This window comes from Marinobacter vinifirmus (genome assembly GCF_002258215.1).
GTDB lineage: Bacteria > Pseudomonadota > Gammaproteobacteria > Pseudomonadales > Oleiphilaceae > Marinobacter > Marinobacter vinifirmus.
Genome location: NZ_NEFY01000002.1, coordinates 214,440 through 241,434 on the forward strand (window position 1 = coordinate 214,440; position 26,995 = coordinate 241,434).

Consider the following 26,995-nt stretch of genomic DNA (forward strand, 5'->3'; position numbering starts at 1 on the left):
TCCCTTCTGTCCGTGGTGGTTCAACGTGTTGACGTCAGGCTGAAATCTTTGGCGATAAACAGTCGGACGGCATACTGTTCCTGGTCAGCATTTTCCGCTTTGCGCCGGACCCAGCTTTGTCGCAGCTGCAACCCCATTCGCACGTCTTCCGCCAGCCGGCGGCTAACGCCAAGAATCAACTGATGCCTCTGCTCGTCAATACGCCCGGTTTCAATTCCGGAATCCGCCTGCCAGCTGTAGGAGGCCGTCAGCTGGTGCAGGTTTGTGATATCCACGCCTAGATTCAGGGCCGCGCCGTAGTTGTAAGTGGTTGCGCCCGAAAGCTCGGATTCCAGCCGCTCGACCTGAGCGGTGGCCCCCAAGCTGCACACATCACAGAGTTTGCTAGTGTTATGGGAAACCAAAACCGCATCACTCACCACCAGTTCCCGGAGCTCTATGGTGTCTGGCAGAAAGGCAAACTGAGGCGGAAGGTTCAAGGACAGATCCGTTGTACTGTCTGATAACCGCCGGTTGTACTCCACGGAGGTGGTGGATTCCGGGCCTGCCCAGGTTCGGGTCAGGAAACCAGTCATGGCGTCACTTTCCTGGGTTGACTGCCCCGGGTAGTCGGCTTCAGACCAGCTCTTACCCGCGCCGATGCTGAAAAAACCGTTCTCAAGGTACAGGCTGTAATTCAGCTCTGCGTTGTCGATGGTGGTATCAACACCCGCATCATCAGCCCAACTACGACGGGCACTCAGGCCCGCCGTAGATCGCTCGGTCAACCGGCGCGAGAAATCGGCGCTGACCGTCTGGGACTCGGAATCATTGAGGTCGCCACTGCCGTAGCTTTTTCCCGCTTGGCCAGCCAGTCTCAGGGAAGACACTTCGCCGGGCTGGAAAGTAAGCCCGGCCCCGCCGGTCAGGGTATTCCGGGTATCGTAGTCGCCGGCGTTCAACAGGAAACCGGTGTTGTTACGGACAGACTGGATGCTGTGGCCAAGATTGAAATCCAGGGGGTTGGCAGACGTTGCGTAGTCGTAGCGGGCCGCACCGTTTACCGAGCTGGAATCGGTCTGGTCTCCGGACGGCAGATCTCTGCTGGTAGACAGGCTGCCACCGTAATTCAACGATAAATGATTGGCACCACTTCTCAGAGCGCCCCCCACCTGGCCGGACACACCCGCCCCGGGCTTGGTGTTGTTGCGTCGGCCATCGGCGGTATCCATTCGGGTATGCACGGCTTCGCCATAGGCCGAGGCCGAACCGGACACACTCTCTATCGTGTCCGACAATGACTGGGCCACCACCGGGGCACTTAGAACCACCGCTGCGCATGACAGCGGGGCAACTAACAATCTGAACCTTTCTTCCCTGAGCTTCATGGCTTCACTCCTGGAAAACCAGACCGGCGAATTTCTGCGGATCAACCGCATCCACGCATTCCGCAGCTGTTTCTGCTGTCACATCGCCAAAAGGCACGCCAAACACGATCTGGTCGGCAAACCGCTCCAGAATGCGGGCCTCGGTACTGCGCCGGATAGGCGGCGTGTTAAGGACAATGCAGCGGTCCGGGTAACGGTGCTTGAGCTCTTGCATCAGGTCACGCATACGCGCCGCTGCGAACAGCTCCACTGCATGGGACACCCGGGTACCTGCCGGTACTACCGTTAACCGGTCTACACCGCTGGGGTACAGAATGGACTTGATATCCACCTTTGCATCCGCCACGTAATCCGTCACACCACTGCCCATTTTCGATGAGACCAATGCCGGCAGTGCATTGTCGTGAGGATCGCAGTCCACCAACAGAGCAGAGGTGTGGGCGTCCATGGCAAACGCTGACGCCAGGTTGTAGGCGGTCAGCACCGAGCCGGAATCATTGCCAAGGCTGCTGTACATCACAGTAAAGCCCTTGTCGCCAGCCCGGTTTCTGAGCTGGATACGCAGCTCCCGGTAGGCATCCATCACCCGCTTGTCGGGCATGCCCGGATAGATGATTTTCTTTTCCCGGAGCTGCTGCTGGGTCCAGGGTTTGGGATTGGCAATCATCCCCAGTGACAAGGCAGGGTCGTAAACCGTTGGGCGGTGGTCTGCTGCGTCTGTAACAATGGGGCCCAGGTCCGGAATCCGGCGCTGGGTGCCGGCAAACGGCCTCTCCTTCCGGAATTGCTCTTCGGAACGGGCCTCCCCGGGTTGAGCCTTATGCTGGCGCCGCTCTTCCTGGCTTTTCAACAGCGCTTTGTAGAGTTTGTTGTCGTCCATCAAGCGCCCCCACTGCCAAGCAGCTCGCTGACTTTACGCACCAGCTGTTCCGGCGTTACGCCCATTACACTGAATAGCAAAAACGCAAGGTAGCCGGCCATAAAGATCCCCAGAATAAACAGCAGACCAATCACATCTTTGCGAAGCAAACGGTCTTTCCATGAACTGCTGTAGTGTGGAATGGTAGCCAGCACCGGTATCGCAGGCGGCAGCGCCAACTGGAGTGTCCGGGGCGAGCGTACCCGCTGATCGAACATCACCAGCATCACCAGCAAGCCAAGTACCGTTGCACTGCCCAGGAATGGCCCGGCAATCCCAACCTGATAGAGTTGCAGGCCATCCCAGGACACTGGATAGGATGCGGGCTCCTGGATCTTGTAGCTGACCCCCTCTCCCTGTACGTCCAGGGTCATGGTCAACCTTGCCTTCTCACGGCGCTGCAACATATCTTCATAGACTTCCCGGGTAACGTCGTAATCCCGGGTCAGTTCACTCAGTTCGGCCTGGTTCGCCGCAACCCTTTCACCACGCTGGAAGGCTTCATCCAGCAGGGCCTGCAAAGATGTCAGCCGGTTTTTCTGCCCCGCCAGCCGTGTAGTGCTTTCAGCCAGCTGCAACTTCAGGCTTTCGTATACCGGGTTTTCCATTACTTCGGTCAGGGCACCTTCCCGCTCCTGGGCGGGCTGGGTGGCTATCTGGCGCTGAAGGTCTTCAATCTGCCCAAGGACCGAGACTACATCCGGGTGCTTCTCGTGATATTGCAGCAGCAGGCTGTCCCGCTCCTGCCGCAACGCTGCCAGCCGTCGCTCTGCTGAGGATTGACCGGCATTGAGCGTAATGCGTCGTACCGGCTGCTCTTCGGCCAGCTGGGCACGAGTCAGTTCCACCTGGGATTCGGTCTGTTCAATCTCCAGTTTCAGGGTTTCGATATCACCGCGCAGGCGCTCGATCCGAGCCGTGACATTGCCCTCGGTTCCATCCTGGTTACGAACCCGGAACTCCTTCAGCCGCTGCTCGGCTTCTTCGAGCTGGCGCTGGTAGGCCTTCACCTGTGAATCAATAAACTCGAACGCGCCCTGGCTTTCTGAACGCTTCTTGCGCGCCGTGCGTTCAAGGAAACGGTTCAGTACTGCACTCAGCACCTGGAACGACTGGTCCGGCTCCCCGCTGCTGTAGGTCAGCTCCAGAAAACTCCGGTTGGTTACCCTGAGATTCACCTGCTTGCGCAACGTTGCAATCGCGGCATTGCGCTGCTGGTCCGGCTCCATGCCGGTGATCAGGCCGGTGTCTGCCGCCACCTGTTCCAGGAAAGTCCGGCTCTGGATCAGCTCCCGGGCCTCGTTGATACGGTCCAGTTGCGATACTTCCGCCTGGCCCCGCAAAAGCGGCTGCAGCACACTGCTCTGGTCGGCATAGAGCACGGCATGGGAGGTATAGGTTTTAGGTGTCACAAAGGCCACGGCCAACACGCCGGCCGTCACCAGCATAAAGATCACCGCCGCCATAACCCGCTTGCGGTACAGCTCCAGCTTTACCGCACGCAGCGTATCAAGAAGGAGCTGGAGATCCATCAGAGTTCACCGCGGAACAGCTGCTTTCTGGGAACGCTGATCACATCCCCTGGCTGCAGGGCGTGATTGGCACTCATATCGCCATCTTTCAGCATGGCGCCCAGGTCCAGGCTGTAGCTCTGGTACTGGCCGTCAATCATGCGGGTCAGCGTTGCCCGGCCATCGGCGGCGAAGTCTGTCAGCCCACCCGCCAGCAGAACCAGGTCAAGCACGGTCATGCCCGGCTGGAACGCCACCGACTGGGGCGACATCACTTGCCCGGTAATACGAATGCGGTTGCGGAATTCCTTGCTCACCGGATTGGTCACCATCACGGTCACTTCCGGTGTGCGGATGTAGTCTGCCAGGCCCAGGGTAATTTCTGAGGCCAGCTCTTCCGGCCGCTTACCCTCGGCCTTTACGTCTCCCATGAGAGGCAACGAGATATAGCCATCGGGGCGCACCGTAATGGACTGCCCGAGCTCAGGGTTACGCCACACATGCACGGTTACGGTATCGCCAACGCCGATTTCGTAGGCTTCCGGCTCCAGCTCCGAAGCTGGTGGCATGGTTTCCGAGGGTGGCAAAGCCGAGCAGGCGGCCAGCATCACCGCAAACAGGGCCAGTACTCCGTTTCTGATTACAACCAAGGCATTCATGTAGAACCTCCCGTTCCCTTTTTTATTGCGGCTGTGTCAGCGCACACCTTTTCCAAGCAGTACTACTTCTGCCGTCTGGATCATAATCAGGAAATCCATCAGCAGGCTGCGGTTTTTCGAGTAATACAGGTCGTATTCCAGCTTCCCCCTGGCATCCTCTACCGAGGCCCCATAAGGATATTTAAGTTGAGCCCACCCCATCAGGCCAGGCCGAACATAGTGACGGGTGTCGTAATACGGGATCTTTTCCCGCAACTCCGAGACAAACTCGGGGCGCTCGGGCCGCGGGCCGACAATGCTCATATCGCCGCGAATCACGTTGTAAATCTGTGGCAGTTCATCAAGCCGGGTGTTGCGGATGAATGCGCCAACCCGGGTAACCCGGCTGTCGTTGGCGGAAGCCCACTGGGCCTTACCATCTTTTTCGGCGTCCTGGCGCATACTGCGGAACTTGAAAATGCGGAACTCCCGGCCCAGCAGGCCGACCCGGGTCTGGCTGTAGATAATGGGGCGACCGGTTTCCAGCAGGATCGCGATGGCGGTAAATACCATGAACGGCAGGGTGATAATCAGCAGGAATAATCCAAGGGTGAGATCCACAATCCGCTTGGTCCATTGCTGGCGCCGTGACGCCTGAAAACCCTCGGAGAAAACAATCCAGGACGGGTGCACCAGGTCCAGCTTGACCTTTTTCAGCTCCCGCTCGTAAAAATCGATCCCGTTGGTGACCGCAACACCCCGCAATTTGCATTCCATCAGCTCCGGAACCGGTAACCAGCCGCCTTCAGCTTTCCGACGCTCTTGCTGCAGCACGACAATTTCCGAGATACGGTTTTGCCGGCAATACTGGTAGAAATCTGCGGGCGCGGTAATCAAGCGGTCAGCCGAAACCACGGGAGAGGCGGAATCCGAGACGCACCCAAGGATACGAACGCCCAGCGCCCGCATGTTGCGGTCGTATTCCGCCAGCATCCAGGCTGCGTAGTCTCCGGAACCAAAGATAACAACACGGCGCACGAGCTTTTCAGAATCCACCAGCGCCGAGAAGCTGCGGCGAAGCATGATCACGGCAAAGGAACACAAGAGGATGGCCCAGAACAGATTGGTGCTGCCCGGGTCGAGGTCCGGAAGGAAGGCATAGACAAGCATCAGGCCGATGCCGCCCAGGAAACAGTAGGCAACGAGGGTGCGGAAATACAGCTGGGCGACGGTTTCCTGGACAATACCGGTGTAGCCACCCATGGCCAGGGTGCCCAGGCTCAGAATGCCGGCAAACAGTACTGACGAGTACACATCCTCAGGCGCAGCCTGACCTCCCGCGAACGGGTAGGCTACCGCCAGCACCACGAATATGCCAAGCAGAACTGCAAATTCAAGCACCGCCAATACCAGGTACGGTATTTGGAGGTAATGTTTTCGGAAACGTATATAGGACACGTTAAACTTCCTTGTCGGCTGCCGGAAACTGCCAACGACAACGCAACCTGTTTACAGCATCGCCATCGCGAAACTGTTCCCTTTTTGTACAATTTTCATTCTGCGCCTGGCTCCTGCCAAGCTCAAGCCGATTGTATCTTTTTGTAACATCTTTTTACATTGTTTTAACTTTTGTCTTTAATATTTATCAGGGATTGATTGTTTTCAAGCCAGCTGTAGGTGAAAATCGGTGCAAGCCATACAGGGAAGGAACTCCTATGCCAGACCGGATGCCGTCTGACCAGCCGCTACACGCCATGAGCATAGATGTGGAAGATTATTTCCACGTGGCAGCGCTATCCGGTGTAATAAAACCGGAACAGTGGCCAACCTTGCCTTCCCGTGTGGAACAGAACACCCGCAAGCTTCTTGATCTGTTTGAACGGCACCAAGTCAAGGCAACGTTCTTTGTGCTGGGCTGGGTGGCGGAACACTACCCGGAACTGGTTCGGGAGATTGATCGCGCAGGCCATGAGATTGCTTCCCACGGCTACAGTCACCAGCTGATTTACCGGCAATCTCCGGAAACCTTCCTGCAGGAAACCCGGCGTTCCAAAGCCCTTCTTGAAGACCTTACCGGCAAAGCGGTGCAAGGCTACCGGGCCGCCAGCTATTCCATCACCAAGGATTCGCTGTGGGCCCTCGACATCCTTGCTGAATGCGGTTTTCGCTGGGACTCCAGCATCTTTCCGGTCAGGCATGATAACTACGGTATCCCCGGCTCACCCCGAGCGCCCTACACCATTCGCACGGAAAACGGGGCTTTGTTACAGGAATTTCCGCTAACCACGGCTCGGGTACTCGGCTTACCGGTTCCGGCAGCGGGTGGCGGCTATTTCCGCCAGTTCCCATACCCGCTGTTCCGCTATCTGTTCAACAACGCCTCCGGCAACGGCCATCGCCCCCAGATGTTCTATCTCCATCCCTGGGAGGTCGACCCGGAGCAACCCAGGTTTAATAACGCCAGCTGGTTTTCCCGGTTCCGCCACTACACCAATCTGGACAAGTGCGAGCAGCGGCTGGAGCAACTGCTGAAGGATTTCCGCTTCAGCACCGTCAGCGAGAGCTTCCGCGCCTACAGCCCGGAGCGGCAAACCCTCAGCACCCGGCAGATTCTCGGCATAGCCTGAGTATTCCACAGGAATTGACTATGTACCTGGACTTCTTCGGACTACATCGACACCCCTTCCGCATCACCCCGGAAGACGATTTCATCTACATGAGCCAGCAGCATTCGCGGGCCTACGTGTACATGTCTTCCGCCATCTGGAGTTCGGAAGGTTTTGTGGTGATCAGTGGCGAGATTGGTTCGGGCAAGACCACTCTGCTGAAGAAAACCATCCGGAACCTGGAAGGCAACCTCAAGCTGCTGAACATTTCCTACACCAACCTGGAATCCCGGGACCTGTTTGCCCTGATCCTGCGCAAGGCCGGGCTGGAAGTGAAAGACGACACCAAGGTGGCCATGCTGTTCCAGATTACCGAGTATCTGGAGAGCATGGCGCGGGAAGGCACCCCGGTGGTGCTGACCATCGATGAAGCCCAGAACCTGACCCGTGAGAACCTGGAAGATATCCGCATGCTCACCGGCATGGAGAGTATGGGCGGGCCGTCCATGCGGGTGATCCTGCTCGGCCAGCCGGAACTGCGACAGGCCATAACATCGATTCCGCAACTGGCCCAGCGGGTGAAACTGTTTTTCCACCTAGAGGGCCTCACTCCGGCAGAAACCGCCGAGTATATTGATTACCGGCTACTGGTTTCCGGCCATGGCGGCAACAAGCTGTTCGATGAAGAAACCGTACGGGAGATTCACAAGATCAGCGGCGGCATTCCCAGGCTGATCAACAAACTGTGCGACGGCATGCTGATGTGCGCCTACTCCGAAGACCGGCCGTTTATTGACCCGCACGACCTGAACTCTATTCGTACCGAGATACTGGGCGAAGAGCCGGTGCGCAAGAAGCCCCGCTCCGGGTACCGTCCACAAACAACCCCCGCCTACCCCACCCCGCCACCTTCGACCACCGGCCCTGAGGCTGCACCATCAAACTCTGAGCGTAGCCTGGACCGCATCGCCAGTGCGCTGGAAAAAATCGAGGCCCAATTGACCAGGTTATTCCCTGACGGGCACACAGACGACAGCTTCAAAAAATCCCTGGACAACCTGACCAGCCTGATCCGGAAGAAATAGCCCCCCTGAGGCGCTCGCTCCCTTGCCAGTCCCGCCCGCAACTGTCCGCTTTCTTTACAACCTACAAGCAATATTAGCGGGTATACGAGGCTATCGCTGCCTCAGGAGCCTGATTAAATTCGGAAAGTTCCCCCTTGGTACGGGCAGTGCTGGGGTGTGTGGGCGTCCAGTTATTCGTGGACCAAGGAGTAGAAACAAGGCTTTTGCCAGTGAGGGAACATTATGAACAGGAAAATTTTGATGGCAGGCATGGCTGCCGCAGCATTAACAACAGGGGCCGCATCAGCAGCTACGATTGACATCAACAACGTGGTCGGCACCTGGACAGCAACCAACCCAGGGTCACCTCCTATTGATATCGTTGGATCGGGCGAAGAAATTCGTTGGGGGTCAGGTTCTAGTGGTCCGAGCGGTTATCGCTTTGACTCTGTCACCCCTCCCCCTGTCTTGGGCATTGCTGAGGAGGTGGCTTTTGACCTGGGGACGTTTACCCATTTCAACAACCCGATTTCTGCAAATTCCGCATCGCTGCTTTCAGCAACACTTAAGGTGGTGACGGACTTGGAGATAGACAGCAACCCGTATTCGATAACCTCTTACTTCGATTTTCTGCATGATGAAACACCGAACGGGGCGACCCCTTGTGCTGACGGCGGGGGTCAGGGTTCGGGAGTAAACTCAAACGGCTGCGCAGACCAGGTCACCTTTAGCCTGAATGTGGGAGCCTCCGACAGCATTTCGATCGGAGGGGTCGATTACTACATCGACATTCTTGGCTTCTTCTACAATGGAGAACTGGCCGATGACTTCTGGACCGTGGAAGACGCAACCAACGTGGCAACCCTCAGGGGCGTGTTCACCTCCGACGTTGCGGACGTCCCGGAACCCGGCACTCTGGCTTTGCTGGGTCTGGGCCTCACGGGCCTCGGCCTGAGAAGGAAATTCCGCCAGGCCGCCTGACACGTTCTGTGTAGGCAAATCCAGTGCCGCCCCGCGGGGCTCCGGGGCGGCACTGCGTTGCTCAGAAGGTATCGCCAGGCACCCTCACCCAGCCTTCCATGATAACCCGCGCACTGCGGCTCATGATGGCCTTGGTGGCGGCCCATTCGCCGTTCACTTCTTTCGCTTCAGCTCCCACACCCAGAGTTCCGGAGGGGTGGCCGAACGTCACTTCGGTACGGTCACCGCCGCCGGCAGCCAGGTTCACCAGTGTTCCGGGAATCGCGGAAGCCGTTGCGATAGCGACGGCTGCGGTACCCATCATGGCGTGGTGAAGCTTGCCCATAGACAAGGCGCGAACCAGCACGTCGATATCCGCCGCATTGATCTGCTTGCCGCTGGAAGACACGTAATCCGCCGGCCTGGCCACAAACGCCACCTTCGGCGTGTGTTGACGGTTAGCCGCCTCGGCAACATCCTTGATCAAGCCCATTTTAACTGCGCCATGGGCACGGATGGTCTCGAACATGGCCAGCGCTTTCGGGTCGCTGTTGATGTCGTTCTGCAGCTCCGTGCCTTTGTAACCGATGTCTTCCGCGTTCAGGAAGATGGTCGGTATTCCGGCGTTGATCATGGTCGCTTTCAGGGTTCCGATACCCGGCACGTCCAGGTCATCCACCAGGTTGCCGGTGGGGAACATGGAACCTTCACCATCGGCCGGGTCCATGAATTCGATCTTCACTTCGGCGGCCGGGAAGGTCACGCCATCCAGCTCGAAATCACCGGTCTCCTGCACTTCACCATTGGTGATGGGTACATGGGCCACGATGGTTTTCTGGATGTTGGCCTGCCAGATTCGCACGGTGCAGATACCGTTGTCCGGAATACGTTCTTTGGCGACAAAGCCGCCGTTGATGGCGAAGGCGCCTACGGCAGCGGTGAGGTTGCCGCAGTTACCGCTCCAGTCCACAAACGGCTTGTCGATCGCCACCTGACCGAACAGGTAGTCCACATCGTGGTCCGGCTGCGTCGGTGCGGCCAGAATCACCGTTTTACTGGTACTGGAGGTGGCGTTACCCAGGCCGTCGATCTGCTTCTCGTAGGGATCGGGACTGCCGATCACCCGAAGCAGCAGCTTGTCGCGGGCCTCACCGGGCACCTGGCACGCTTCCGGCAGGTCTTGTAGCCGGAAAAACGCGCCTTTACTGGTACCGCCACGCATGTAAGTGGCTGGAACCTTGATCTGTGGGGGGAAGCTCATGCCGCCCCCTCAGACGCCAGGAAGTTCTGGGCGAAGCGCTGCAGTACGCCGCCGGCGGTGTACACGGTGACTTCTTCCGCGGTATCCAGTCGGCAGATTACCGGTACCCGGTCTTCTTCACCGGTCTTGCGGTGGATGACCAGTTCCAGCTTCGCACCCGGGGCTGCGGCACCTTCTACGTCGTAGGTTTCCGTGCCGTCCAGCTGCAGGGTCTGGCGTGTGGTGCCTTCCTCGAACTGCAGGGGCATTACACCCATGCCGATCAGGTTGGTACGGTGAATGCGCTCGAAGCCTTCAGCAACGATGGCTTCCACACCCGCCAGGGCAACACCCTTGGCGGCCCAGTCACGGGAAGAACCCTGCCCATAGTCGGCGCCAGCGATGATGATCAGCGGCTGCTTGCGTTCCATGTAGGTTTCGATGGCTTCCCACATGCGCATGGTCTTGCCTTCCGGCTCCACACGGGCCAGGGAACCCTGCACCACTTCGCCGTTTTCGTCCCGCACCATTTCGTTGAACAGTTTCGGGTTGGCCAGGGTGGCACGCTGAGCGGTCAGGTGGTCACCACGGTGGGTTGCGTAGGAGTTAAAGTCTTCCTCCGGCAGGCCCATCTTGTGCAGGTATTCACCAGCGGCGGAGTCCATCATGATGGCGTTGGACGGCGACAGGTGATCCGTAGTGATGTTGTCCGGCAGGATCGCCAGCGGGCGCATGCCCTTGAGCTGACGCTCGGCGGCCATGGTGCCTTCCCAGTACGGCGGGCGGCGAATGTAGGTGGACTGCGGGCGCCACTCGTACAGCGGGCTCTTGGCCTGCTCGGCTTCATCCAGGTTGAACATCGGGATGTACACCTGCTTGAACTGCTCCGGCTTAACGAACTCGCCCACAATGCGGTCGATTTCTTCATCAGACGGCCACAGGTCTTTCAGGGTGACCGGCTTGCCGTCCTTGTCGTAGCCCAGGGCGTCCTGTTCGATATCGAAACGCACAGTACCGGCGATGGCGTAGGCCACAACCAGTGGCGGAGACGCCAGGAACGCCTGCTTGGCGTAGGGGTGAATCCGGCCGTCGAAGTTGCGGTTACCAGACAACACCGCAGTGGAGTACAGGTCGCGGTCGATGATTTCTTTTTGGATTTTCGGATCCAGCGCACCAGACATACCGTTACAGGTGGTGCAGGCGTAGGCCACGATACCGAAGCCCAGTTTTTCCATTTCCGGCAGCAGGCCGGCTTCTTCCAGGTACAGGCGGGCAACCTTGGAGCCCGGTGCGAAGGAAGATTTCACCCAGGGCTTGCGCACCAGCCCCAGCTCGTTGGCTTTCTTCGCCAGCAGGCCGGCAGCCACAACGTTGCGGGGGTTGGAGGTGTTGGTGCAGGAAGTGATCGCCGCGATGATCACCGCGCCATCGGGCATCAGGCCCTTCTTCTCTTCTTCCAGGGCCTTGTCCAGGTTCACGGCAATGCCGCGATCGTGCAGGTCGGAAGTCGCCACACGGCGGTGCGGGTTGGACGGGCCAGCCACGTTACGCACAACGGTGGACAGATCAAATTCCAGCACACGCTCGTACTGGGCTTCGGTCATTTCAGTCGCCCACAGGCCGGTTTCTTTAGCGAACTTCTCTACCAGGTCTACCTGCTCGGGCTCACGGCCGGTCAGCTTCAGGTAGTCAATGGTCTGCTCGTCGATGTAGAACATCGCGGCGGTGGCACCGTATTCCGGAGTCATGTTGGAAATGGTGGCACGGTCGCCGATGGTCAGGCTGGAAGCGCCTTCGCCGAAGAATTCCAGGTAGGCACCAACCACCCGCTCCTTACGCAGGAACTCGGTAATGGCCAGGACGATATCGGTGGCAGTGATGCCCGGCTGGCGCTTGCCAGTCAGCTTCACACCCACGATATCCGGAAGGCGCATCATGGAAGGCTGGCCCAGCATAACGGTTTCTGCTTCCAGGCCACCCACGCCCACAGCAATGACACCCAGGGCATCAATGTGCGGGGTGTGGCTGTCGGTACCTACGCAGGTGTCCGGGAAGGCGATCGGATGGCCGTCTTCGTCCGGGCGGTTCTGGATCACCGGAGACATTTTCTCCAGGTTGATCTGGTGCATGATGCCGTTACCGGCCGGAATCACATCCACGTTACGGAACGCAGTGCGGGTCCAGTTGATGAAGTGGAAACGGTCTTCGTTACGGCGGTCTTCGATGGCACGGTTCTTTTCGAACGCGTCCGGATCAAAGCCCGGTGCTTCCACCGCCAGGGAGTGATCCACGATCAGCTGGGTGGGCACCACCGGGTTAACTTTAGACGGATCACCGCCCTTCTCCGCAATGGCATCACGCAGGCCGGCCAAGTCTACCAGGGCAGTCTGGCCCAGAATGTCGTGGCACACCACACGGGCCGGGTACCAGGGAAAGTCCAGGTCACGCTTGCGCTCGATCAGCTGCTTCAGGGAATCGGTCAGGGATTCCTTGTCACAACGACGCACCAGCTGCTCGGCCAGGATCTTGGAGGTGTACGGCAGCTTGGCATAGGAGCCCGGCTGAATGGCTTCCACCGCCTGGCGGGTGTCGTAGTATTCCAGGTCGGTACCTGGAAGGGCTTTTCTGAATTCGGTATTCATGGTTTAAAACCTCTTAAGAACGCTCACCAATCGGCAGCCAATCCTGGTGCTCTGGGCCGGTATATTCGGCACTCGGGCGGATGATTCGGTTGTTGGCGCGTTGCTCTTTTACGTGGGCGGTCCAGCCGGAAACCCGGGACATTACGAAGATCGGGGTGAACAGCTCGGTCGGGATGCCCATGAAGTGATAGGCAGACGCGTGGAAGAAGTCGGCGTTACAGAACAGCTTCTTCTCGCGCCACATAACCTCTTCGCAGCGAACAGATACCGGGTACAGCACGGTGTCGCCCACTTCCTTGGCCAGCTTCTCGGACCACTTCTTGATAATGGCGTTGCGCGGGTCGGATTCGCTGTAGATAGCGTGCCCGAAGCCCATGATCTTCTCTTTGCGCTCCAGCATGCCCATCAAGCCGGCTTCGGCTTCTTCCGGAGTCTGGAACTTCTGGATCAGCTCCATGGCCGCTTCGTTGGCACCGCCGTGCAGCGGGCCGCGCAGGGAACCGATGGCGCCGGTTACGCAGCTGTGGATGTCAGACAGCGTGGAGGCACAAACGCGAGCGGTGAAGGTCGACGCGTTGAATTCGTGCTCGGCGTACAGAATCAGGGAAACGTTCATCACCTGCTCGTGCAGCTCGCTCGGCTTCTTGCCGTGCAACAGCTCCAGGAACACACCGCCGATGGAATCGCTCTCAGTGTTGGCGGTATCGATACGCACGCCTTCGTGGGCGAAGCGGTACCAGTAGGTGATGATGGCCGGGAACACCGCCAGCATACGGTCGATCTTGTCGTCCTGCTCGCTGAAGTCCTGCTCGGTTTCCAGGTTACCCAGCATGGAGCAACCGGTACGCATCACGTCCATCGGGTGGGCGTCTTTGGGGATCTGCTCCAGCACCAGTTTCAGGGCATCCGGCAGGGTGCGCAGGCTCTTGAGCTTGCCTTTGTAGGCATCCAGCTCGGCCTGGTTCGGCAGCTTGCCACGCAGCAGCAGGTAGGCCACTTCTTCGAACTGGGCGTTGTCAGCCAGGTCGGTAACGTCATAGCCGCGGTAGGTCAGGCCGGTACCGGTTTTGCCAACGGTACACAGGGCAGTTTCGCCAGCTACCTGGCCGCGCAGGCCTGCTCCACCTAGTTTCTTTGCTTCAGCCATGTTGGTCTCCCGTAGTTTCTGTTTTGTTCGTTTTAATTAAATCAAGCGATGTCAGGAGTTCGACAGAAGTCTGGCAGGGGGGTCTGACCCCGAGTTCGACAGGGGTCTGACCCCGAACGGGGTCAGACCCCCTTACTCCACTTACTCCCAGTCCCCTTACTCCAACATTTCCCTAGTTATCAGTCTTTCTTCTGGGCAAACAGCTGGTCCAGCTTCTGCTCGAAATCGTGGTAGTTCAGGAAATCGTACAGCTCCATACGGGTCTGCATCAGGTCTACCACGTCTTTCTGGTCGCCCTTCTCGAGGATGTTCTGGTACACCGTCAGCGCGGCCTTGTTCATGGCGCGGAAGGCGCTCAGCGGGTACAAAACCATAGCTGCACCGGCTTCGGCCAGTTCAGACTTGTTGTACAGCGGCGTGGCCCCGAATTCCGTAATGTTGGCCAGAATCGGCGCATCGATCGCCTCGGCAAAGGCTTTGTAGTCGCTCAGCTCGTGTACTGCTTCGGCGAAGATACCGTCTGCACCGGCTTCAATGCACGCCTTGGCGCGGTCAATCGCAGCTTCCAGACCTTCTTTCTGGAAGGCATCGGTACGGGCCATGATGAAGAAGTCTTTGTCTTCCCGGGCATCGGCCGCAGCCTTGATGCGGTCAACCATTTCCTCTTTGGAAACGATTTCCTTGTTCGGGCGGTGGCCACAACGTTTTTGGGCAACCTGGTCTTCGATATGAACCGCAGCAGCACCGGCGCGTTCCATTTCACGGATGGTACGACCGATGTTGAAGGCTCCGCCCCAACCGGTGTCGATATCCACCAGCAGCGGTACGTCTGTGGCGGCCGTAATGCGGCGCACATCTTCTACCACATCGTTCATGGTGGTCATGCCCAGGTCCGGCAGGCCGTAGGAGGCGTTAGCCACACCACCACCGGAAAGGTAAATGGCCTGGTGCCCTACCCGCTCTGCCATCATGGCGGCGTAGGCATTGATAGTACCAACAATTTGCAGCGGCTGGTTTTCTTTCAGGGCCTTGCGGAAACGGGCACCGGGGGAGAGTTTGTTAGCCATGTCATTTACCTCTTTGTTCAGATAGTTAGAACGCCTTCTTGAATCTTTTTCTCAATATTCTTGCGGGCGGCGTTGATGTGTCTTTTCATCAGGAATTCGGCGAGTTCTCCATCGCGCTGGGCAATGGCTTCGACGATACGGCGGTGTTCACCCAGCGCCATGTGCGGGCGCCCGGCGGAGGTGCTTAACCGGTAACGGTACATGCGCACCATGTAATAAAGGTCGCCCAAGAGCATCTGGGCCAGCTTGGCATTGCGGCTGCCGGTGGCAATCCGGTGGTGGAAATCGTAGTCACCCTCGGCCTGGTAGTAGGCCTGGCCCTGAGCTTCCTCAATCATTTTTTCGTGACTATCGAGCGTGGCCAGGAGATCACGGATTTCTTCATCGGGCATGCGTTCAGCCGCCTGCCGGGCTGCCAGCCCCTCCATGACTTCACGAATTCGGTACAACTCAAGAAGTTCTGCGGCACTAACGGACACCACCTTCACACCAGCGTGAGGGCGCCTGACCAGCAATCCACGAGATTCAAGGCGGCCCAACGCTTCACGCAGCGGGCCTCGGGTAAGGTTTAAGCGGGAACAGAGCTCGACTTCGCCGATTTTTTCGCCCGGCGCCAGATCGCCCTTCACAATAGCCGTTTGCAGACAATCAAAGGCCTCATCGGCGCGGGTTTGGGTTTGCAACTGTGCCTGAATCATGCTTTGTTAACAATCCAGAGGTTATTTAGCGTGAAGCTACGCCTACCTCTCACGATTGTCAACAATTCGACCTACACCTTAAGTATGATTGTTTACAGGCCGGACTGACCTTGCCAGCGCAACACCAGTTTGTGAACACGTCGCCCCCAGAATGAATCCGGCGCCGCGCTCCAGGCGCGCCGATGCAGGATTGCCAAAGCCTCTGCGTCTTCCAGCATCAGCGACAGCCTGCCCTGGTCCATGCCCTGATAGCCTCGAGCGATACACGCCTCAAGCTCGTCGGCAATGACGCTTCTCTTCAACCCCCTGGCGTGCTTCCGGGCCAGATGACAGTGGAGCTTGTTGACAACAGGCGAAAGCACCGCTTGCTCAATCGGCGCAAGCGGCGATTCCTGCGGGGGTTCATCACGGAACCGACGGGCATCATCCAGTACCGGTATCGCCGCCCGTTCCTCCGGTGTTAACAAAAACCCATTCCGCGCCAGGGCTTCACCGCTTTGCAACCGGCTAAGCCACACCGTCGTTGGTGCCGCAAGCATCAGCGGTATCGAAACCGGTAATGACCAGAAGAAAAACATAGGGTCCAGGGTCCAGGCAAAGGCCGACCAGGCGCCACCAATTAACAGCCCCGGCAGATGGCGCACACTGGCCTCGCGCCAACCGGTCTCCTCGGTGCGGTTCTGCCCTGCCCAGCTCAACCTGACGTTAAACAGGGCGGAGATCACGGCGTGGCTGTGCGCCAGCATTCGGATGGGAGCCAGCAGTACCGACACAACAATTTCCAGCAGCACGCTGACCAACAGCCTGGCAAAACCACCAAATCCGAGCATCGCCCGATGCACAGCGACATCGGCGATGGCCAGAAACTTGGGCATAAAAAGGAGCGACATGGTGCTCGCCACCAGCGTAATCGCCCATGCAGGGCGCCACTCCGGCCATAGAGGAAAGGGGCTCTCACGGCCATCCGGAAAATAATCAATCGGTGCGATGGTAAGCTGAACCGCGGCAATGGTGGTTAACACCAGAAATAGCAGCCACAACGGCGATGCGGCGTAGGCCATAATGCCATTGAGGAAGGCAAATCGATGGGCAAGGCGCAACCTCGGCGCAAACAGCATGAGCGCCGCATGTTGCAGGTTCCCCTTGGACCAGCGCTGGTCGCGGGCAAGTTCATCATCCAGGGTGGGCGGAGATTCCTCATAGCTGGCGGCCAGTGTAGGCTCCAGCCACACTTCGTACCCTGCCCGCCCCAGAAACGCAGCTTCCACAAAATCGTGGCTCATAATCGGGCCACGCCAGATTCCCACTCCCTTGAGTTTTGGCAGGCCGCAATGGGCCATGAAAGGGGCAATTCGGATAATGGCGTTATGCCCCCAGAAGGCCGCATCCCCCATCTGTATGGCCGCCAACCCGGTGGCAAACAGAGGCGAATAAAGCCGGCTGGCAAACTGCTGAATACGGGCGAACGCGGAACGGCCATTGATAATCGTGGGTGCTGTTTGCAGGATGCCAACCTGGGGCTCCCGGTTCATCACCTGGACCATGGTGCGGATGGTTTCCCCGGCAAGCAGACTGTCGGCATCAAGCACCACCATATACTGATACTGGCTGCCCCAACGCCGCAGAAAATCAGCGACATTACCGCTCTTGAAATTCAGATTAACCCGGCGCCTGCGGTAAAACAGTCGGCCGTGGGCGCCAAGCTCCTCTACCAACCGCCGCCAGATTTGCTGTTCTTCCAGCCAGACGTTCGGGTTCTGGCTATCGGAGAGAATAAAGAAATCAAAATCATCCAGGCGGCCGGATCGCTCCAGGTCGAGATAGATGGCTTTGAGTCCCTTCAGGGTCCAGGCCACTGGTTCGTGGTAGAGGGGCATGACAATCGCGGTTCTCGACAACTCCGTTGCTTCCAGCTCCGCCGGCGAATGGCGTTTAAGCAGAGACTTCCGATCACCGCCCGTAAGCCGAAGCAAAAACCCGTACACCGCAATCCAGAACCCGAATGCAATCCACAGATAAAGCAGGGCAAAAACACCCACAATCAGCCACTCGACGAGATTGCCGCCGTGATACGGCAACACCTGGAGCAGAAACCAGGACGCCAATACCGTCTGGCCTGCCACCAGCAGCGTCAGTACCAGGCGCCGGATCGACGCCCGGAGACGCCAGGGAGAGGAAGGAGCTGGCGAATCAGTCATCGGAGAAGTACCCGATACTGCCCCGCTGTACCGGCGGTGCCACAGGCGGAATGTCTACGGTTGGCACCGGATAGTAATCAGGGATTCGCGATATGAGCATTTCAAACGCAACCCGTTGATCGTCACCCGCGTGCTCATTGGACAGTAACGCCAATGCGTTATCAAAGGCACCGCTATCCGCCCCGGCACCACTCATTTCAAGGTACGCCAGAAGCCGGCCAAGCATTTGGTAAGAAGTCAATGCGTCCATACACACCTCCCTTGATCAGGGTTCTGCCCGTAAACCGGTACCCGGCGGCAAGGCATAGCTCCAGGTTTCCGTGGCCACCTCATCATCTGCCATCAGAAAGCCACGTAGCTGCAGAGTGCGATCCGGGGCTGGCCGGGCCAGTATGGACAAGCGCCAGAGATTCTCTGGCTCCACCCATTCGACGAAGTGTTCCAGAACCTCTACGCCCTCACCGCCAGTCACCTTGCTGACCACCGGAGCATCGGGCCCAAGCTCGGCCAACGATCCACCGGCAAAATCGACCAGAATTCGATAGGCGCCCGCCTGATCACCGCCGCCAATACGATCGCCAGCGCCAACAAAGGTGTTTACTACCCTGGCTCCAGGATGTGGTGCCACGTCGGGCCCACCAAAACGGATGGAGTATTCCAGTTCCCGCGTGGTGCCAGCCGCCACCTGGCCGTCCGGGCTCCAGAAGGCAACGATGTTGTCATTGGTTTCATCATTGGTGGGGATTTCAACCAGTACCACATTGCCTTTTCCCCAGTCTTCCTCTGTACTTGCCCAGGCACTGGGGCGCCGCTCATAGCGAGCTTCAAGGTCTTCGTAATGGCGAAATTCCCGGTCACGCTGGACCAGGCCAAAGCCACCAACACGTTTGACCTGATGAAAACTCGTAGCCAACCGCTCCGGGTTCATCAAAGGTCGCCACAGCCATTCTCCGGTGGCATCGTCGTGAATAAGCAGGCCATCGGAGTCGTGAACCTGGGGCCGCCACTCCCCCAGCGGTCTGGGCGTGTGTTCACCGTAGTAGAACATGGACGTCAGCGGCGCAAGGCCCAGCAATTCAATGGCATCCCGAAAGAACAGCCGGGCTTTCACGTCTACCCTTGTCGGTTCGCCCGGGTAGACCGTGAACTGATAAGCACCGGTGAGACTGGGCCCATCGAGCAGCGCATAGACACGGATGTGGTCGCTGTTTTTGGCCGGGCGCTCCAACCAGAATTCCGTGAAGTCGGGGAACTCCTCCCCGGACGGCAAGCCCGTATCCACGGCAATACCCCGTGCCGAGAGACCAAATGCCGTATCTTTGCTCACCCCCCGGAAATAGCTCGCGCCAGCAAAGACAAGAAACTGGTTGGCAACATCCTTCCCGTCAAAGGGAAACGTCAGCTTGAGTCCAGCATATCCGAGATCCGCCGGAACACGTTTCCGCAACTCCGGGTCTTCCACATTGAAAAGGCCTTTATCAAACGCCTGGGAATGGACGCCTTCACTGTCCACAACATTGATACTGACCGGCCGGGTATAGAACTTTCCTGCCGGAATCAGCATCACCTGGAACCGGGACGATGCTTCTCGCCAAAGGCTTTTGCTCGGGTCAAACCGGATGGACTGATAATCGTCGTAGCTCAGATCCGCCATGAAGTCGGGAATGCGGGCAGGCGCCTCGTATCCCGAGCCTGCTTTCGACTTTGCTTTATCAACAACGTCCTGAAACTGGAATGCCTGAGCATGAAGGGGAAACAACGAGAACAACCCCAGAACCACCAGCCATACTTTCCCTGCGTGCATTGTTCCATCCTCGGTTCGCGGTTTGTCCTTTCAATGTAGCACCGCGCCCGAGGGCTGCGACAAGTGACAAGTTGGTAAGCGAATCGAAAGGCTAGATCTGCATGCTCATGGTAAAGCGAACGTCTGGACGGTCGGGGATCGCAATGGCTTCCGTGGTGGTTGTCAGCACCCGGCCAAGGCTGACATCGGCGCTGAATTGCTGAGCGGTTACCCCCCAGGAAACCTCGCCCGAGGTGACATGGCCGGCCTGATGTTGCTGGAATGATTCATCTGGAACCCAGCCCCGGAGTACGGAAAGGCGAACACTGGACGAAACCCGGGGAAAGAACGGAAGGCCAAACTCCGGGCTGCTGCTGCCCAGGCGCAACCAGCCACCCTCTGCCACACTCAGTGACTGACCGTTGAAACCTGCCGTAAGACCGGCTCCGGCTACCCGAAGATGCTGCGAACCGGGTATATCCTCAGACGCCAGCTGGTACTGCCCGTCCACGTCCCAGTGCCAGGCAAGCAGCTCGCGATCCAGCGATGCCGTGAACACCATGCGCCCGAATTGTTCCTCGCGCTGGTTGCCTTCTGAGCCCGACGAGTTAGCCACTTCGGCTTCAATGCCTGTGACTGCCCGCAAACCGGTGTTCAGACTAAAGCCCCCGTACAGACTGTGGTGTCCATTGGCCTCCAGCCCCAGGCTGGAAATCTGATAGCTGGAGCGGTGCACCTCGTCGCTGTGACGCGTCCAGTATTGGTCCACAGAGGCGTAGTTGGCACGGCCAAGAAACTGATATCCATAGGAGGAGAACAGCGCACGGCGCCCTGTCACGATCAGGTTTCGGGTGCGGCCTTCCTTCTGAAAGCGAGCGCCATCTGCCCGGGACACCGCCTCATAGGCCGTGTTCCTGAGTTCCACATCCAGATGATTGCCCGCCAGCGGCAGACCATAACTGAACCCCAGCACCCGGCGCTCATTACCTACCCGGTAGGTTTTGGCGTCGCTGTATCGAACATCTGCCCGATGATTCGCCCAGAACAGGCCCTTCAACCCCAGGTTCAGGGCACCATCCCGGTGTTCGGCATCACGGTTGGTCCGCCCGGAGAACTGCATTCTGGAGCGCAGCCAGTGCTCCCGGGTCGCCTGCAAGGCATTCTGGGGCAGAAGGGCTTCCCGGGTGGTTTGGCTGGCATTGCCGGCGAGCGTCGACTCAGAGGCTGCCGCCGGCGGACAGTACGCGCCCGCCACGCACAAAAACAGTGCGGACAAGAGCTTCCAGCGGCCAGACGGTTTGGAGATCAGTTGCGGCACCTTGCGAAATCCGGGCAAATGTCAAAATCATGTAAATCCGTTAATGCGGTGCCACTTTAAAAGAATCCGGGTTATTGAACCACCCTGATCATCATAACTTTACAAATTTAATGTTTCGCTAAATCATGTAGTTAAATGCGTTATTGAAACGATTTTCTAGAGATATCAAGCGCTCTTCTTACATCGGAAACAGTCCACAGAATTACCGGAAATCAACACTCGGAAACGAAACCCTCCAACTCGCCATACAACTTGGTTACACTTGGCACGCTTTGTGGGTTACTAAAGCAAATCACCAGATTCCAGATTAAGGACGAACATCATGATCAAAAAGTGCCTCTTCCCGGTTGCCGGATACGGCACCCGCTTTCTTCCGGCCACCAAGGCCATGCCCAAGGAAATTCTGCCGATCGTTAACAAGCCTCTGGTGCAGTACGGGGTGGAGGAAGCCGCCGATGCTGGCATTCATGAGTTCGGCTTTGTCACTGGCCGCGGCAAACGCGCCATCGAGGATCATTTTGATATCAGTTACGAGCTGGAGCACCAGATTGCCGGTACCGGCAAGGAAGGCCTGCTTACCTCCATCCGGGATCTGATCAACAACAACTCTTTTGCCTTTACCCGTCAGAATGAAATGAAGGGGCTGGGCCACGCCATCCTGACTGGCCGCAACCTGGTGGGCGACAACCCGTTTGCGGTCGTGCTGGCAGATGACTTCTGCGTGGGCCCGGAAGATGGTGACGGCGTTCTGACCCAGATGGTCAAGCTGTATAACCAGTTCCGCTGCTCCATTGTGGCCATTGAAGAAGTACCGGAAGACGAAACCCATAAATACGGTGTGATTGCGGGCGAATCCATGAAGGATGGTCTCTACCGCATTACCGACATGGTGGAGAAACCGGCACCGGAAGACGCGCCCAGCAACCTGGCTATTATCGGCCGCTACATTCTTACCCCGGACATTTTCGACATTATCGAGCGCACACCGCCGGGCAAGAATGGTGAGGTTCAGATTACCGATGCCCTGCTGGAGCAGGCGAAGAATGGCTGTGTGCTGGCGTACCAGTTCAAGGGTCAGCGTTTTGACTGCGGCAGCATTGATGGCTTTGTAGAGGCCACCAACTACGTTTACGAGAACATCTACAAGAAAGAGAACTAAAAAAGCGGAATCCGGGGCGCCTAGCGCCCCAGCAACTGCAGAACCATGCGCCGGTTATCGTCTGTTGTCTTGCGGAACCGGCGCAGCAGTTCCGCCTCGCCGTCTGTCAGCTGAACCCGGCTGATTTCCTGCTCCAGCTCCTGCAGCGCTACCGAAAGATCATCACTGTTACTGAAGGCCAGGCCTGGCAGCTCCAGCTGGTCACCGTCTCCGGCCTCTTCCATATCGAGCAGCTGTTCAAGGGGCGTCTCGGTCCTGAGACACAGATCCAGCAATTCAGTAACCCCGGGAAAGCCCCGCTGGCGGCCATCTTCCGCCTCCCAGCTGCGCACCCGCGCCTCGTCTACACCGCAGATTTCAGCAATATCGGCCAAAGACAGCTGCCCCTGCTCCCTTACATGCCGCAGGCGCCTGTTGAACGATTGCAGGTAGCGCATGTCTCAATGCCCCTGAAAATTTGAGAAAAAGTGAATCAATTTGAAAATGTAGCGTACCTACAGCTTTGTACACAATGTTCCTATACTGAAATCACAACAAACATACACGCAGGTAGCCCATGGTCAGGAACGCACTGGACACCGACATCGCATGGCAACTGATTCTCGACGCCGCCAACCGCAGCAACATCACCTTGCCGGCGCCGGGCTCTGATCAACCCGCCCTGAAAATTAACGGTAAAAGCTGGGAGCTGGTACAACCCGCCAGCGAACAGGTGCACAGTCTGTTTTCCTTATTCATGCCCCTGTGCCGGCCACTGGAAGACGCCAGCAGCATCCGGGTGATTGGCCAGTTAGGCCAGAGCCTGGATGGCCGCATCGCCACCGTGACCGGCTGTTCCCGGTTTATCAATGGCGACGACGGCATTACCCACCTGCACCGGATCCGTGCCCTGTGTGACGCGGTTGTAGTGGGCGCAGGTACCGCAAGCACAGACAACCCCCGGCTGACCGTTCGCCGTGCACCCGGCCGGAACCCGGTACGGGTGGTGATCGACCGCCACGAACGGGTACCGGCAAGCCATCACCTGTTTACCGACAAAGCGGCCCCCACCCTGCACCTGGTTGCCGGGCACTATCAGCCGGGCCAGCAGCGCATAGAGCCCGGTGCCGTCACCCGGGTGCCCTGCCTGGGCAGCAGCAGCGACACGCAACCGGTCGACCCCAAGTATATTCTCGAGGTGTTACAGGACCTTGGCTTGCGCAAGATTTTTATCGAAGGCGGCGGCGTGACTGTGTCGTCGTTTCTGCGGGCCGGCCTGCTGGACCGGTTGCATGTGATGGTGGCGCCGATGATTATTGGCAGTGGCCGCCCGGCCTTTTCCCTGCCAGAGATTGACCAGCTTGATGAGGCCCTGCGGCCGGAAGCGCAGCTGGTAAACCTGGGGAGCGATATGTTGTTTGACTTGTCTTTCTACCCGGACCGCAGCTGATCAACGCCCGGAAACCAGTACCAGGGCGCCGGGCAGACTGGCCAGAAACACCATAGCGCCATAACCCACACTCAGAGCCACCCCCTGCTCCGCAGGCAGGCCGGCCAGCGGCCAGAGCAAAGCGGCTGCGCCCTCGCGAACGCCCCAACCGGAAATGGTGACAGGCACCGCCATCGCCAGCAAAAGCAGCACACAGAGCCCGGCCAGCATCCAGGGGGACACGCCCTGCCCCAAGACATCCATATCCGCCGCCAGAAGCAGGAAGACCGCCAGGTAAGTACCCAGCACCAGCAGGGAGGTCAGGCACTGCAAGCAGGCGTTGCGCCAGCCATAGAAAGCCTTCCGGAGATCTGCACCCAGGTTTCGCAAATAACTCCGGAGCCTGCCTCCATTTTTCCGGCGAAGCATGAAGGAGGCACCCACACCCGCCAGCACCAGAGCCACCATGCCTGCACCAGCGCTAAGTGAGGTTCCAGCGTAAGCAGCCTGAAGTTCAAACCGGCCACTCAGCCACAGCGCCGCCATCGCCAGCACTGCCACCGGTAACAGCACCAACTGGCCAGACAAGCGCTCCAGCATCACAGCATGGACAATGGCCCTGGTGGCCCTGGTGGCGTTGCCAGATAGCGGCTCGCCCACCGGGGCCCGGGCATGCCGCCAGGCACGGTTCACATCCCCCATCACGCCGCCCGGAAGTACCTGGTTCAGGAAGCCTGCGAGATAGTATTCACGGATTGCAACCGGATAGCTCAGGGAAACCCCGAGCCGGCGGGCGGTATACCACCAACGCCAGGCCGACAGCGCCACCTGTACCACCGATACCGCCAGCATCAGCACGATAAACGGTACAGAAAGTCTGGCCAGGGACGCTTGCAACGCTCCGGTATCCAACAGCGACAACACCAGCCCAAGCAAGGCCACTGTAACCAGCCATCGAAGGATCAGGCGGGTGGCCATGCCAGCAGGTCCTCGTGTTCGACGGAAATTCGCAGCTCGCCGGCAGCCAGTTGCTGTTTGCGGGTGTGGAGCCAGCGGTTGATTTCTGCCCCTGCCGAAAGCTGTTGTTCGGTCGCTGCCCGGGCCCAGCCCGTCATTAACAAAAGCGCCAGGTCCTGCTCGCCCGAATCCAGCTGCCAGGGGCTGGGCGCTACAGACACCTGGTAGCCAGTGGCCACCAGCAAGGCCCGCAGCCGGCGGGTGGCATCTGGCCCCAGTGCGGCACCGGTGCCCTTCTCGCCATGTTGATGCTGGTTGACCAGCGCCCGGAGCCTGTCGTCTGACGGGTGTTCAGGTGAAAGCTCAAAGCGCCCACTGTAGCTGAGCACAACATGAACAGCCGCATTGCGGGCAACCACGGCACGTACCAAAGCCTGCAACCATTCGTCACTGACCAGGTCAATCAATGCCGAAGCACAGACCAGGTCAGCATCTGCCGGCAGCTCATCCTGCATATTGCCTGCCGACAGGCTTTCTGTCCTTAAGCTTACCGATACGCCGGTACCCTGAACCCGCTCCGCCGCGGTGCCGGCCAGGCTGCCGTCGGGCTCGATAAGGGCCCAGTGCTGCGGCCCGGGCAGGCGGGGCGCAAGGTACACTGGGTTCGACCCCCGGCCAGTACCAACATCCACCAGTTGAAGGGGCCTGACGGTGTCCCGGGTGCGCTGATAACGATACTGGCGAACCTGTAGCCAGGCCGCCAGCTGGCCTGTGAGTTTCGGGTTTCTTGCCCGGTGATCCGCCGGCTCCCTCGCCCGCAGCCAGTGATCATCAAAGCGAGCAGGATCTGCATTTTGTTCGCTCTCAAGGCCAGCCAGGAAGTCCCCGGCGGTGTCTCGCCAGCGCCGTATCCTGGCCCGGCTTTCACGGGCTCCGGCTCTCAGGCGCGCCAGTTCGTCGGGATTCTCAAGCAACCCCGCCAGAGCCTGCCCAAGTGCTGCAACGTCACCCGCCGGATACAGCTGCACACCCGAACGGGCACCGGTTTCCCTCAGTGCGCCACCATCGGAGCTGAGCACTGGCAGGCCGCAGGTCAGGGCCTCATCCACCACCATGCCATAACCTTCATACTCCGAGGGCAGCACAAACAGGTCTGCCTGCTGATAGGCATTCCACAGCCCGGTTTCCGAGACCTCACCGGTCAGGCGAATACAACCGGCCAACCCTGATGCATGTACCTGCGCCTTCACATCCGCCGAATACATCGAATCTCTCTGATCGCTGCCAAGCAGGGTACAAAACCAGGCATCCGTTGCCTGCTCAGCCAGCGCCTGCACCAACTGGTGCTGGGCCTTGCGCCGGGACAAATGCCCCACACACAGGATCTGCACAGGATTTGATGGATCTCGGGCTGGCTCTGAGCATGTCGACAGAGCAAAGAATTCGTCATCCACGGCCGGCAAAGCTGCAGTGACCGAGGCGGCTGGAGCCCCATAATGAGCCAGCCTGCGGGCCGTATAATAGCTGGTGGTGAACACCTTGCAAACGCAGGCGAGAGCGCGCGTCTCGGCATCTTTCAGCCAGGCTTGTTCGGCGGCTGACAGCCCGCTTTCGTCTGCCAGTGGGTGATGTACCAGCGCCATCAGCTTCAAACGCTTCCGGTGGCGCTCCAGCACCTCGGGCATTCCACCCATCGCCAAGCCGTCCAGAACAACGGATGCGCCCTCTGGCAACGCTTTCAAATAGCGGTCCATGGCATTGATGGCTGTGCCATCCGGCCGGGGGAACTCGCCCTCCAGCCCATCAAGGTGAACCTTCAACCCTGTGTCTGCCAGGGCCTCAGCAAGTTTGCGTACATACCGGTAGCCCCCGGTGTTCTGTTGAGGGTCTCCGGGCACCACAAACCAGAGTTCAGATACCGGCATGGTAGCTGGCCCAGGCAATATGGGATTCGCCCAGGGTTACTTTCAGGCTGACCACACCCTTACCGTCTTCGCCCAACCGGCCGGCATGGATGGCTGCGGCCATGCGATCAAACACCACCTTGGCCATGAACTCGGTGGTAGTGTTGCGTCCGGCAAATTCGGGCAAGTCGTCCAGGTTCTTCATGTTAAATTCAGAAAGCACTTCTTTGAGCAGTTCTGAAGCCTGGCCGATGTCGACAATCAGGTCATTGCTGTCGAGCACATGGCGCTCGAAGGTGACGTCTATCACATAGGTGGCACCGTGCAGCCCCTGGGCCGGGCCGAAAATATCTCCGTTAAAGCTGTGGGCGATCATCATGTGATCGCGAACGGTCAAACTGAACATCTG

General features: G+C 58.6%; 23 protein-coding genes. 5 read left to right on the forward strand and 18 right to left on the reverse strand.

What is annotated here, in order from left to right; genetic code table 11:
* Positions 1-20: 20 nt before the first annotated feature.
* Genes B9Q17_RS03405 through B9Q17_RS03425 form a run of 5 tightly spaced genes read right to left on the reverse strand, consistent with a single transcriptional unit; the run spans position 21 to position 5,893 of the window.
* Positions 21-1,367 carry a hypothetical protein gene (locus B9Q17_RS03405; protein WP_094624117.1) on the reverse strand — a complete coding sequence of 449 codons (1,347 nt, stop codon included), beginning with the start codon at positions 1,365-1,367 and terminating at the stop codon, positions 21-23.
* A gap of 4 nt (positions 1,368-1,371) precedes the next feature.
* Positions 1,372-2,247, reverse strand: a complete 876-nt coding sequence (locus B9Q17_RS03410; protein ID WP_094624118.1) for a P-loop NTPase family protein — start codon at positions 2,245-2,247, stop codon at positions 1,372-1,374.
* Positions 2,247-3,818, reverse strand: a complete 1,572-nt coding sequence (locus tag B9Q17_RS03415; RefSeq protein WP_058340771.1) for an XrtA system polysaccharide chain length determinant — start codon at positions 3,816-3,818, stop codon at positions 2,247-2,249. The genes B9Q17_RS03410 and B9Q17_RS03415 overlap by 1 nt, the downstream gene beginning before the upstream one ends.
* Positions 3,818-4,456, reverse strand: coding sequence for an XrtA/PEP-CTERM system exopolysaccharide export protein (locus B9Q17_RS03420; RefSeq protein ID WP_244177298.1), 639 nt, complete (start codon positions 4,454-4,456; stop codon positions 3,818-3,820). The genes B9Q17_RS03415 and B9Q17_RS03420 overlap by 1 nt, the downstream gene beginning before the upstream one ends.
* A 36-nt stretch (positions 4,457-4,492) precedes the next feature.
* Entirely contained in the window at positions 4,493-5,893 is a 1,401-nt protein-coding gene (locus B9Q17_RS03425; protein WP_094624119.1) for a TIGR03013 family XrtA/PEP-CTERM system glycosyltransferase, read from the reverse strand.
* Positions 5,894-6,150: 257 nt separating this feature from the next.
* On the opposite strand from B9Q17_RS03425, the gene B9Q17_RS03430 reads away from it, so the two are divergent.
* The 3 genes from B9Q17_RS03430 (at position 6,151) to B9Q17_RS03440 (ending at position 9,086) form a co-directional block, all read left to right on the forward strand.
* On the forward strand, positions 6,151-7,062 hold the full coding sequence (locus B9Q17_RS03430; RefSeq protein WP_244177299.1) for an XrtA system polysaccharide deacetylase: 912 nt from the start codon (positions 6,151-6,153) through the stop codon (positions 7,060-7,062).
* Between the two features lie 20 nt (positions 7,063-7,082).
* Positions 7,083-8,126, forward strand: coding sequence for an ExeA family protein (locus B9Q17_RS03435; protein ID WP_058340767.1), 1,044 nt, complete (start codon positions 7,083-7,085; stop codon positions 8,124-8,126).
* Between the two features lie 222 nt (positions 8,127-8,348).
* Complete coding sequence (locus B9Q17_RS03440) at positions 8,349-9,086, forward strand: THxN family PEP-CTERM protein (protein ID WP_094624120.1); 738 nt, start codon at positions 8,349-8,351, stop codon at positions 9,084-9,086.
* A gap of 61 nt (positions 9,087-9,147) precedes the next feature.
* Here the strand turns inward: B9Q17_RS03440 and prpF are convergent, their stop codons facing one another.
* From prpF to B9Q17_RS03485, 9 genes are all read right to left on the reverse strand, one after another.
* Positions 9,148-10,326 (reverse strand): 2-methylaconitate cis-trans isomerase PrpF, encoded by a 1,179-nt coding sequence (prpF, locus tag B9Q17_RS03445; RefSeq protein WP_094624121.1) that lies wholly within the window; start codon positions 10,324-10,326, stop codon positions 9,148-9,150.
* Positions 10,323-12,947, reverse strand: coding sequence for a Fe/S-dependent 2-methylisocitrate dehydratase AcnD (acnD, locus tag B9Q17_RS03450; protein ID WP_094624122.1), 2,625 nt, complete (start codon positions 12,945-12,947; stop codon positions 10,323-10,325). The genes prpF and acnD overlap by 4 nt, the downstream gene beginning before the upstream one ends.
* A gap of 13 nt (positions 12,948-12,960) precedes the next feature.
* Positions 12,961-14,094: a bifunctional 2-methylcitrate synthase/citrate synthase gene (gene prpC, locus B9Q17_RS03455; protein ID WP_094624123.1), complete on the reverse strand. Its 1,134-nt coding sequence runs from the start codon at positions 14,092-14,094 to the stop codon at positions 12,961-12,963.
* Between the two features lie 179 nt (positions 14,095-14,273).
* Positions 14,274-15,161: a methylisocitrate lyase gene (gene prpB, locus B9Q17_RS03460; RefSeq protein ID WP_058340762.1), complete on the reverse strand. Its 888-nt coding sequence runs from the start codon at positions 15,159-15,161 to the stop codon at positions 14,274-14,276.
* A 17-nt stretch (positions 15,162-15,178) separates the two neighbouring features.
* A complete protein-coding gene (locus tag B9Q17_RS03465; RefSeq protein WP_094624124.1) occupies positions 15,179-15,859 on the reverse strand; it encodes a GntR family transcriptional regulator in 681 nt (226 codons plus the stop codon).
* A 92-nt stretch (positions 15,860-15,951) separates the two neighbouring features.
* Positions 15,952-18,057 (reverse strand): glucans biosynthesis glucosyltransferase MdoH, encoded by a 2,106-nt coding sequence (gene mdoH, locus B9Q17_RS03470; protein WP_094624125.1) that lies wholly within the window; start codon positions 18,055-18,057, stop codon positions 15,952-15,954.
* Entirely contained in the window at positions 18,050-18,307 is a 258-nt protein-coding gene (locus tag B9Q17_RS03475) for a hypothetical protein (protein WP_094624126.1), read from the reverse strand. The genes mdoH and B9Q17_RS03475 overlap by 8 nt, the downstream gene beginning before the upstream one ends.
* A 15-nt stretch (positions 18,308-18,322) precedes the next feature.
* Positions 18,323-19,861 (reverse strand): glucan biosynthesis protein G, encoded by a 1,539-nt coding sequence (locus B9Q17_RS03480; protein WP_094624127.1) that lies wholly within the window; start codon positions 19,859-19,861, stop codon positions 18,323-18,325.
* A gap of 91 nt (positions 19,862-19,952) precedes the next feature.
* Complete coding sequence (locus tag B9Q17_RS03485; protein ID WP_094624128.1) at positions 19,953-21,158, reverse strand: ShlB/FhaC/HecB family hemolysin secretion/activation protein; 1,206 nt, start codon at positions 21,156-21,158, stop codon at positions 19,953-19,955.
* A gap of 322 nt (positions 21,159-21,480) precedes the next feature.
* Here B9Q17_RS03485 and galU point away from each other — a divergent pair, with 322 nt between their 5' ends.
* Complete coding sequence (galU, locus tag B9Q17_RS03490; RefSeq protein ID WP_094624129.1) at positions 21,481-22,317, forward strand: UTP--glucose-1-phosphate uridylyltransferase GalU; 837 nt, start codon at positions 21,481-21,483, stop codon at positions 22,315-22,317.
* Between the two features lie 20 nt (positions 22,318-22,337).
* Here galU and B9Q17_RS03495 read toward each other — a convergent pair whose 3' ends face one another.
* Entirely contained in the window at positions 22,338-22,754 is a 417-nt protein-coding gene (locus tag B9Q17_RS03495; protein ID WP_094624130.1) for a helix-turn-helix domain-containing protein, read from the reverse strand.
* 119 nt (positions 22,755-22,873) lie between these two features.
* Between B9Q17_RS03495 and B9Q17_RS03500 the strand changes: the two genes are divergently transcribed.
* Positions 22,874-23,746 carry a RibD family protein gene (locus B9Q17_RS03500; RefSeq protein WP_094624131.1) on the forward strand — a complete coding sequence of 291 codons (873 nt, stop codon included), beginning with the start codon at positions 22,874-22,876 and terminating at the stop codon, positions 23,744-23,746.
* On the opposite strand, the gene B9Q17_RS03505 is transcribed toward B9Q17_RS03500, so the two are convergent.
* The 3 genes from B9Q17_RS03505 to B9Q17_RS03515 are packed head-to-tail and all read right to left on the reverse strand — an operon-like array spanning position 23,747 to position 26,992.
* Entirely contained in the window at positions 23,747-24,703 is a 957-nt protein-coding gene (locus B9Q17_RS03505; RefSeq protein WP_094624132.1) for a lysylphosphatidylglycerol synthase transmembrane domain-containing protein, read from the reverse strand.
* Entirely contained in the window at positions 24,688-26,607 is a 1,920-nt protein-coding gene (locus tag B9Q17_RS03510) for a glycosyltransferase family 4 protein (protein WP_094624133.1), read from the reverse strand. The genes B9Q17_RS03505 and B9Q17_RS03510 overlap by 16 nt, the downstream gene beginning before the upstream one ends.
* Complete coding sequence (locus tag B9Q17_RS03515; RefSeq protein ID WP_094624134.1) at positions 26,594-26,992, reverse strand: 6-pyruvoyl trahydropterin synthase family protein; 399 nt, start codon at positions 26,990-26,992, stop codon at positions 26,594-26,596. The genes B9Q17_RS03510 and B9Q17_RS03515 overlap by 14 nt, the downstream gene beginning before the upstream one ends.
* Between the last annotated feature and the right edge of the window lie 3 nt (positions 26,993-26,995).

Excerpts from the sequence above, each read along its gene's own strand:
- galU (WP_094624129.1), top strand. The coding sequence starts at position 21,481 with ATGATCAAAAAGTGCCTCTTCCCGGTTGCCGGATACGGCACCCGCTTT.
- B9Q17_RS03410 (WP_094624118.1), bottom strand. The coding sequence starts at position 2,247 with ATGGACGACAACAAACTCTACAAAGCGCTGTTGAAAAGCCAGGAAGAG.
- prpF (WP_094624121.1), bottom strand. The coding sequence starts at position 10,326 with ATGAGCTTCCCCCCACAGATCAAGGTTCCAGCCACTTACATGCGTGGC.
- prpB (WP_058340762.1), bottom strand. The coding sequence starts at position 15,161 with ATGGCTAACAAACTCTCCCCCGGTGCCCGTTTCCGCAAGGCCCTGAAA.
- B9Q17_RS03430 (WP_244177299.1), top strand. The coding sequence starts at position 6,151 with ATGCCAGACCGGATGCCGTCTGACCAGCCGCTACACGCCATGAGCATA.
- B9Q17_RS03495 (WP_094624130.1), bottom strand. The coding sequence starts at position 22,754 with ATGCGCTACCTGCAATCGTTCAACAGGCGCCTGCGGCATGTAAGGGAG.
- B9Q17_RS03465 (WP_094624124.1), bottom strand. The coding sequence starts at position 15,859 with ATGATTCAGGCACAGTTGCAAACCCAAACCCGCGCCGATGAGGCCTTT.
- B9Q17_RS03440 (WP_094624120.1), top strand. The coding sequence starts at position 8,349 with ATGAACAGGAAAATTTTGATGGCAGGCATGGCTGCCGCAGCATTAACA.
- acnD (WP_094624122.1), bottom strand. The coding sequence starts at position 12,947 with ATGAATACCGAATTCAGAAAAGCCCTTCCAGGTACCGACCTGGAATAC.
- B9Q17_RS03420 (WP_244177298.1), bottom strand. The coding sequence starts at position 4,456 with ATGAATGCCTTGGTTGTAATCAGAAACGGAGTACTGGCCCTGTTTGCG.
- mdoH (WP_094624125.1), bottom strand. The coding sequence starts at position 18,057 with ATGACTGATTCGCCAGCTCCTTCCTCTCCCTGGCGTCTCCGGGCGTCG.
- B9Q17_RS03515 (WP_094624134.1), bottom strand. The coding sequence starts at position 26,992 with ATGTTCAGTTTGACCGTTCGCGATCACATGATGATCGCCCACAGCTTT.
- B9Q17_RS03500 (WP_094624131.1), top strand. The coding sequence starts at position 22,874 with ATGGTCAGGAACGCACTGGACACCGACATCGCATGGCAACTGATTCTC.
- B9Q17_RS03435 (WP_058340767.1), top strand. The coding sequence starts at position 7,083 with ATGTACCTGGACTTCTTCGGACTACATCGACACCCCTTCCGCATCACC.
- B9Q17_RS03480 (WP_094624127.1), bottom strand. The coding sequence starts at position 19,861 with ATGCACGCAGGGAAAGTATGGCTGGTGGTTCTGGGGTTGTTCTCGTTG.
- B9Q17_RS03505 (WP_094624132.1), bottom strand. The coding sequence starts at position 24,703 with ATGGCCACCCGCCTGATCCTTCGATGGCTGGTTACAGTGGCCTTGCTT.
- prpC (WP_094624123.1), bottom strand. The coding sequence starts at position 14,094 with ATGGCTGAAGCAAAGAAACTAGGTGGAGCAGGCCTGCGCGGCCAGGTA.
- B9Q17_RS03405 (WP_094624117.1), bottom strand. The coding sequence starts at position 1,367 with ATGAAGCTCAGGGAAGAAAGGTTCAGATTGTTAGTTGCCCCGCTGTCA.
- B9Q17_RS03510 (WP_094624133.1), bottom strand. The coding sequence starts at position 26,607 with ATGCCGGTATCTGAACTCTGGTTTGTGGTGCCCGGAGACCCTCAACAG.
- B9Q17_RS03475 (WP_094624126.1), bottom strand. The coding sequence starts at position 18,307 with ATGGACGCATTGACTTCTTACCAAATGCTTGGCCGGCTTCTGGCGTAC.
- B9Q17_RS03415 (WP_058340771.1), bottom strand. The coding sequence starts at position 3,818 with ATGGATCTCCAGCTCCTTCTTGATACGCTGCGTGCGGTAAAGCTGGAG.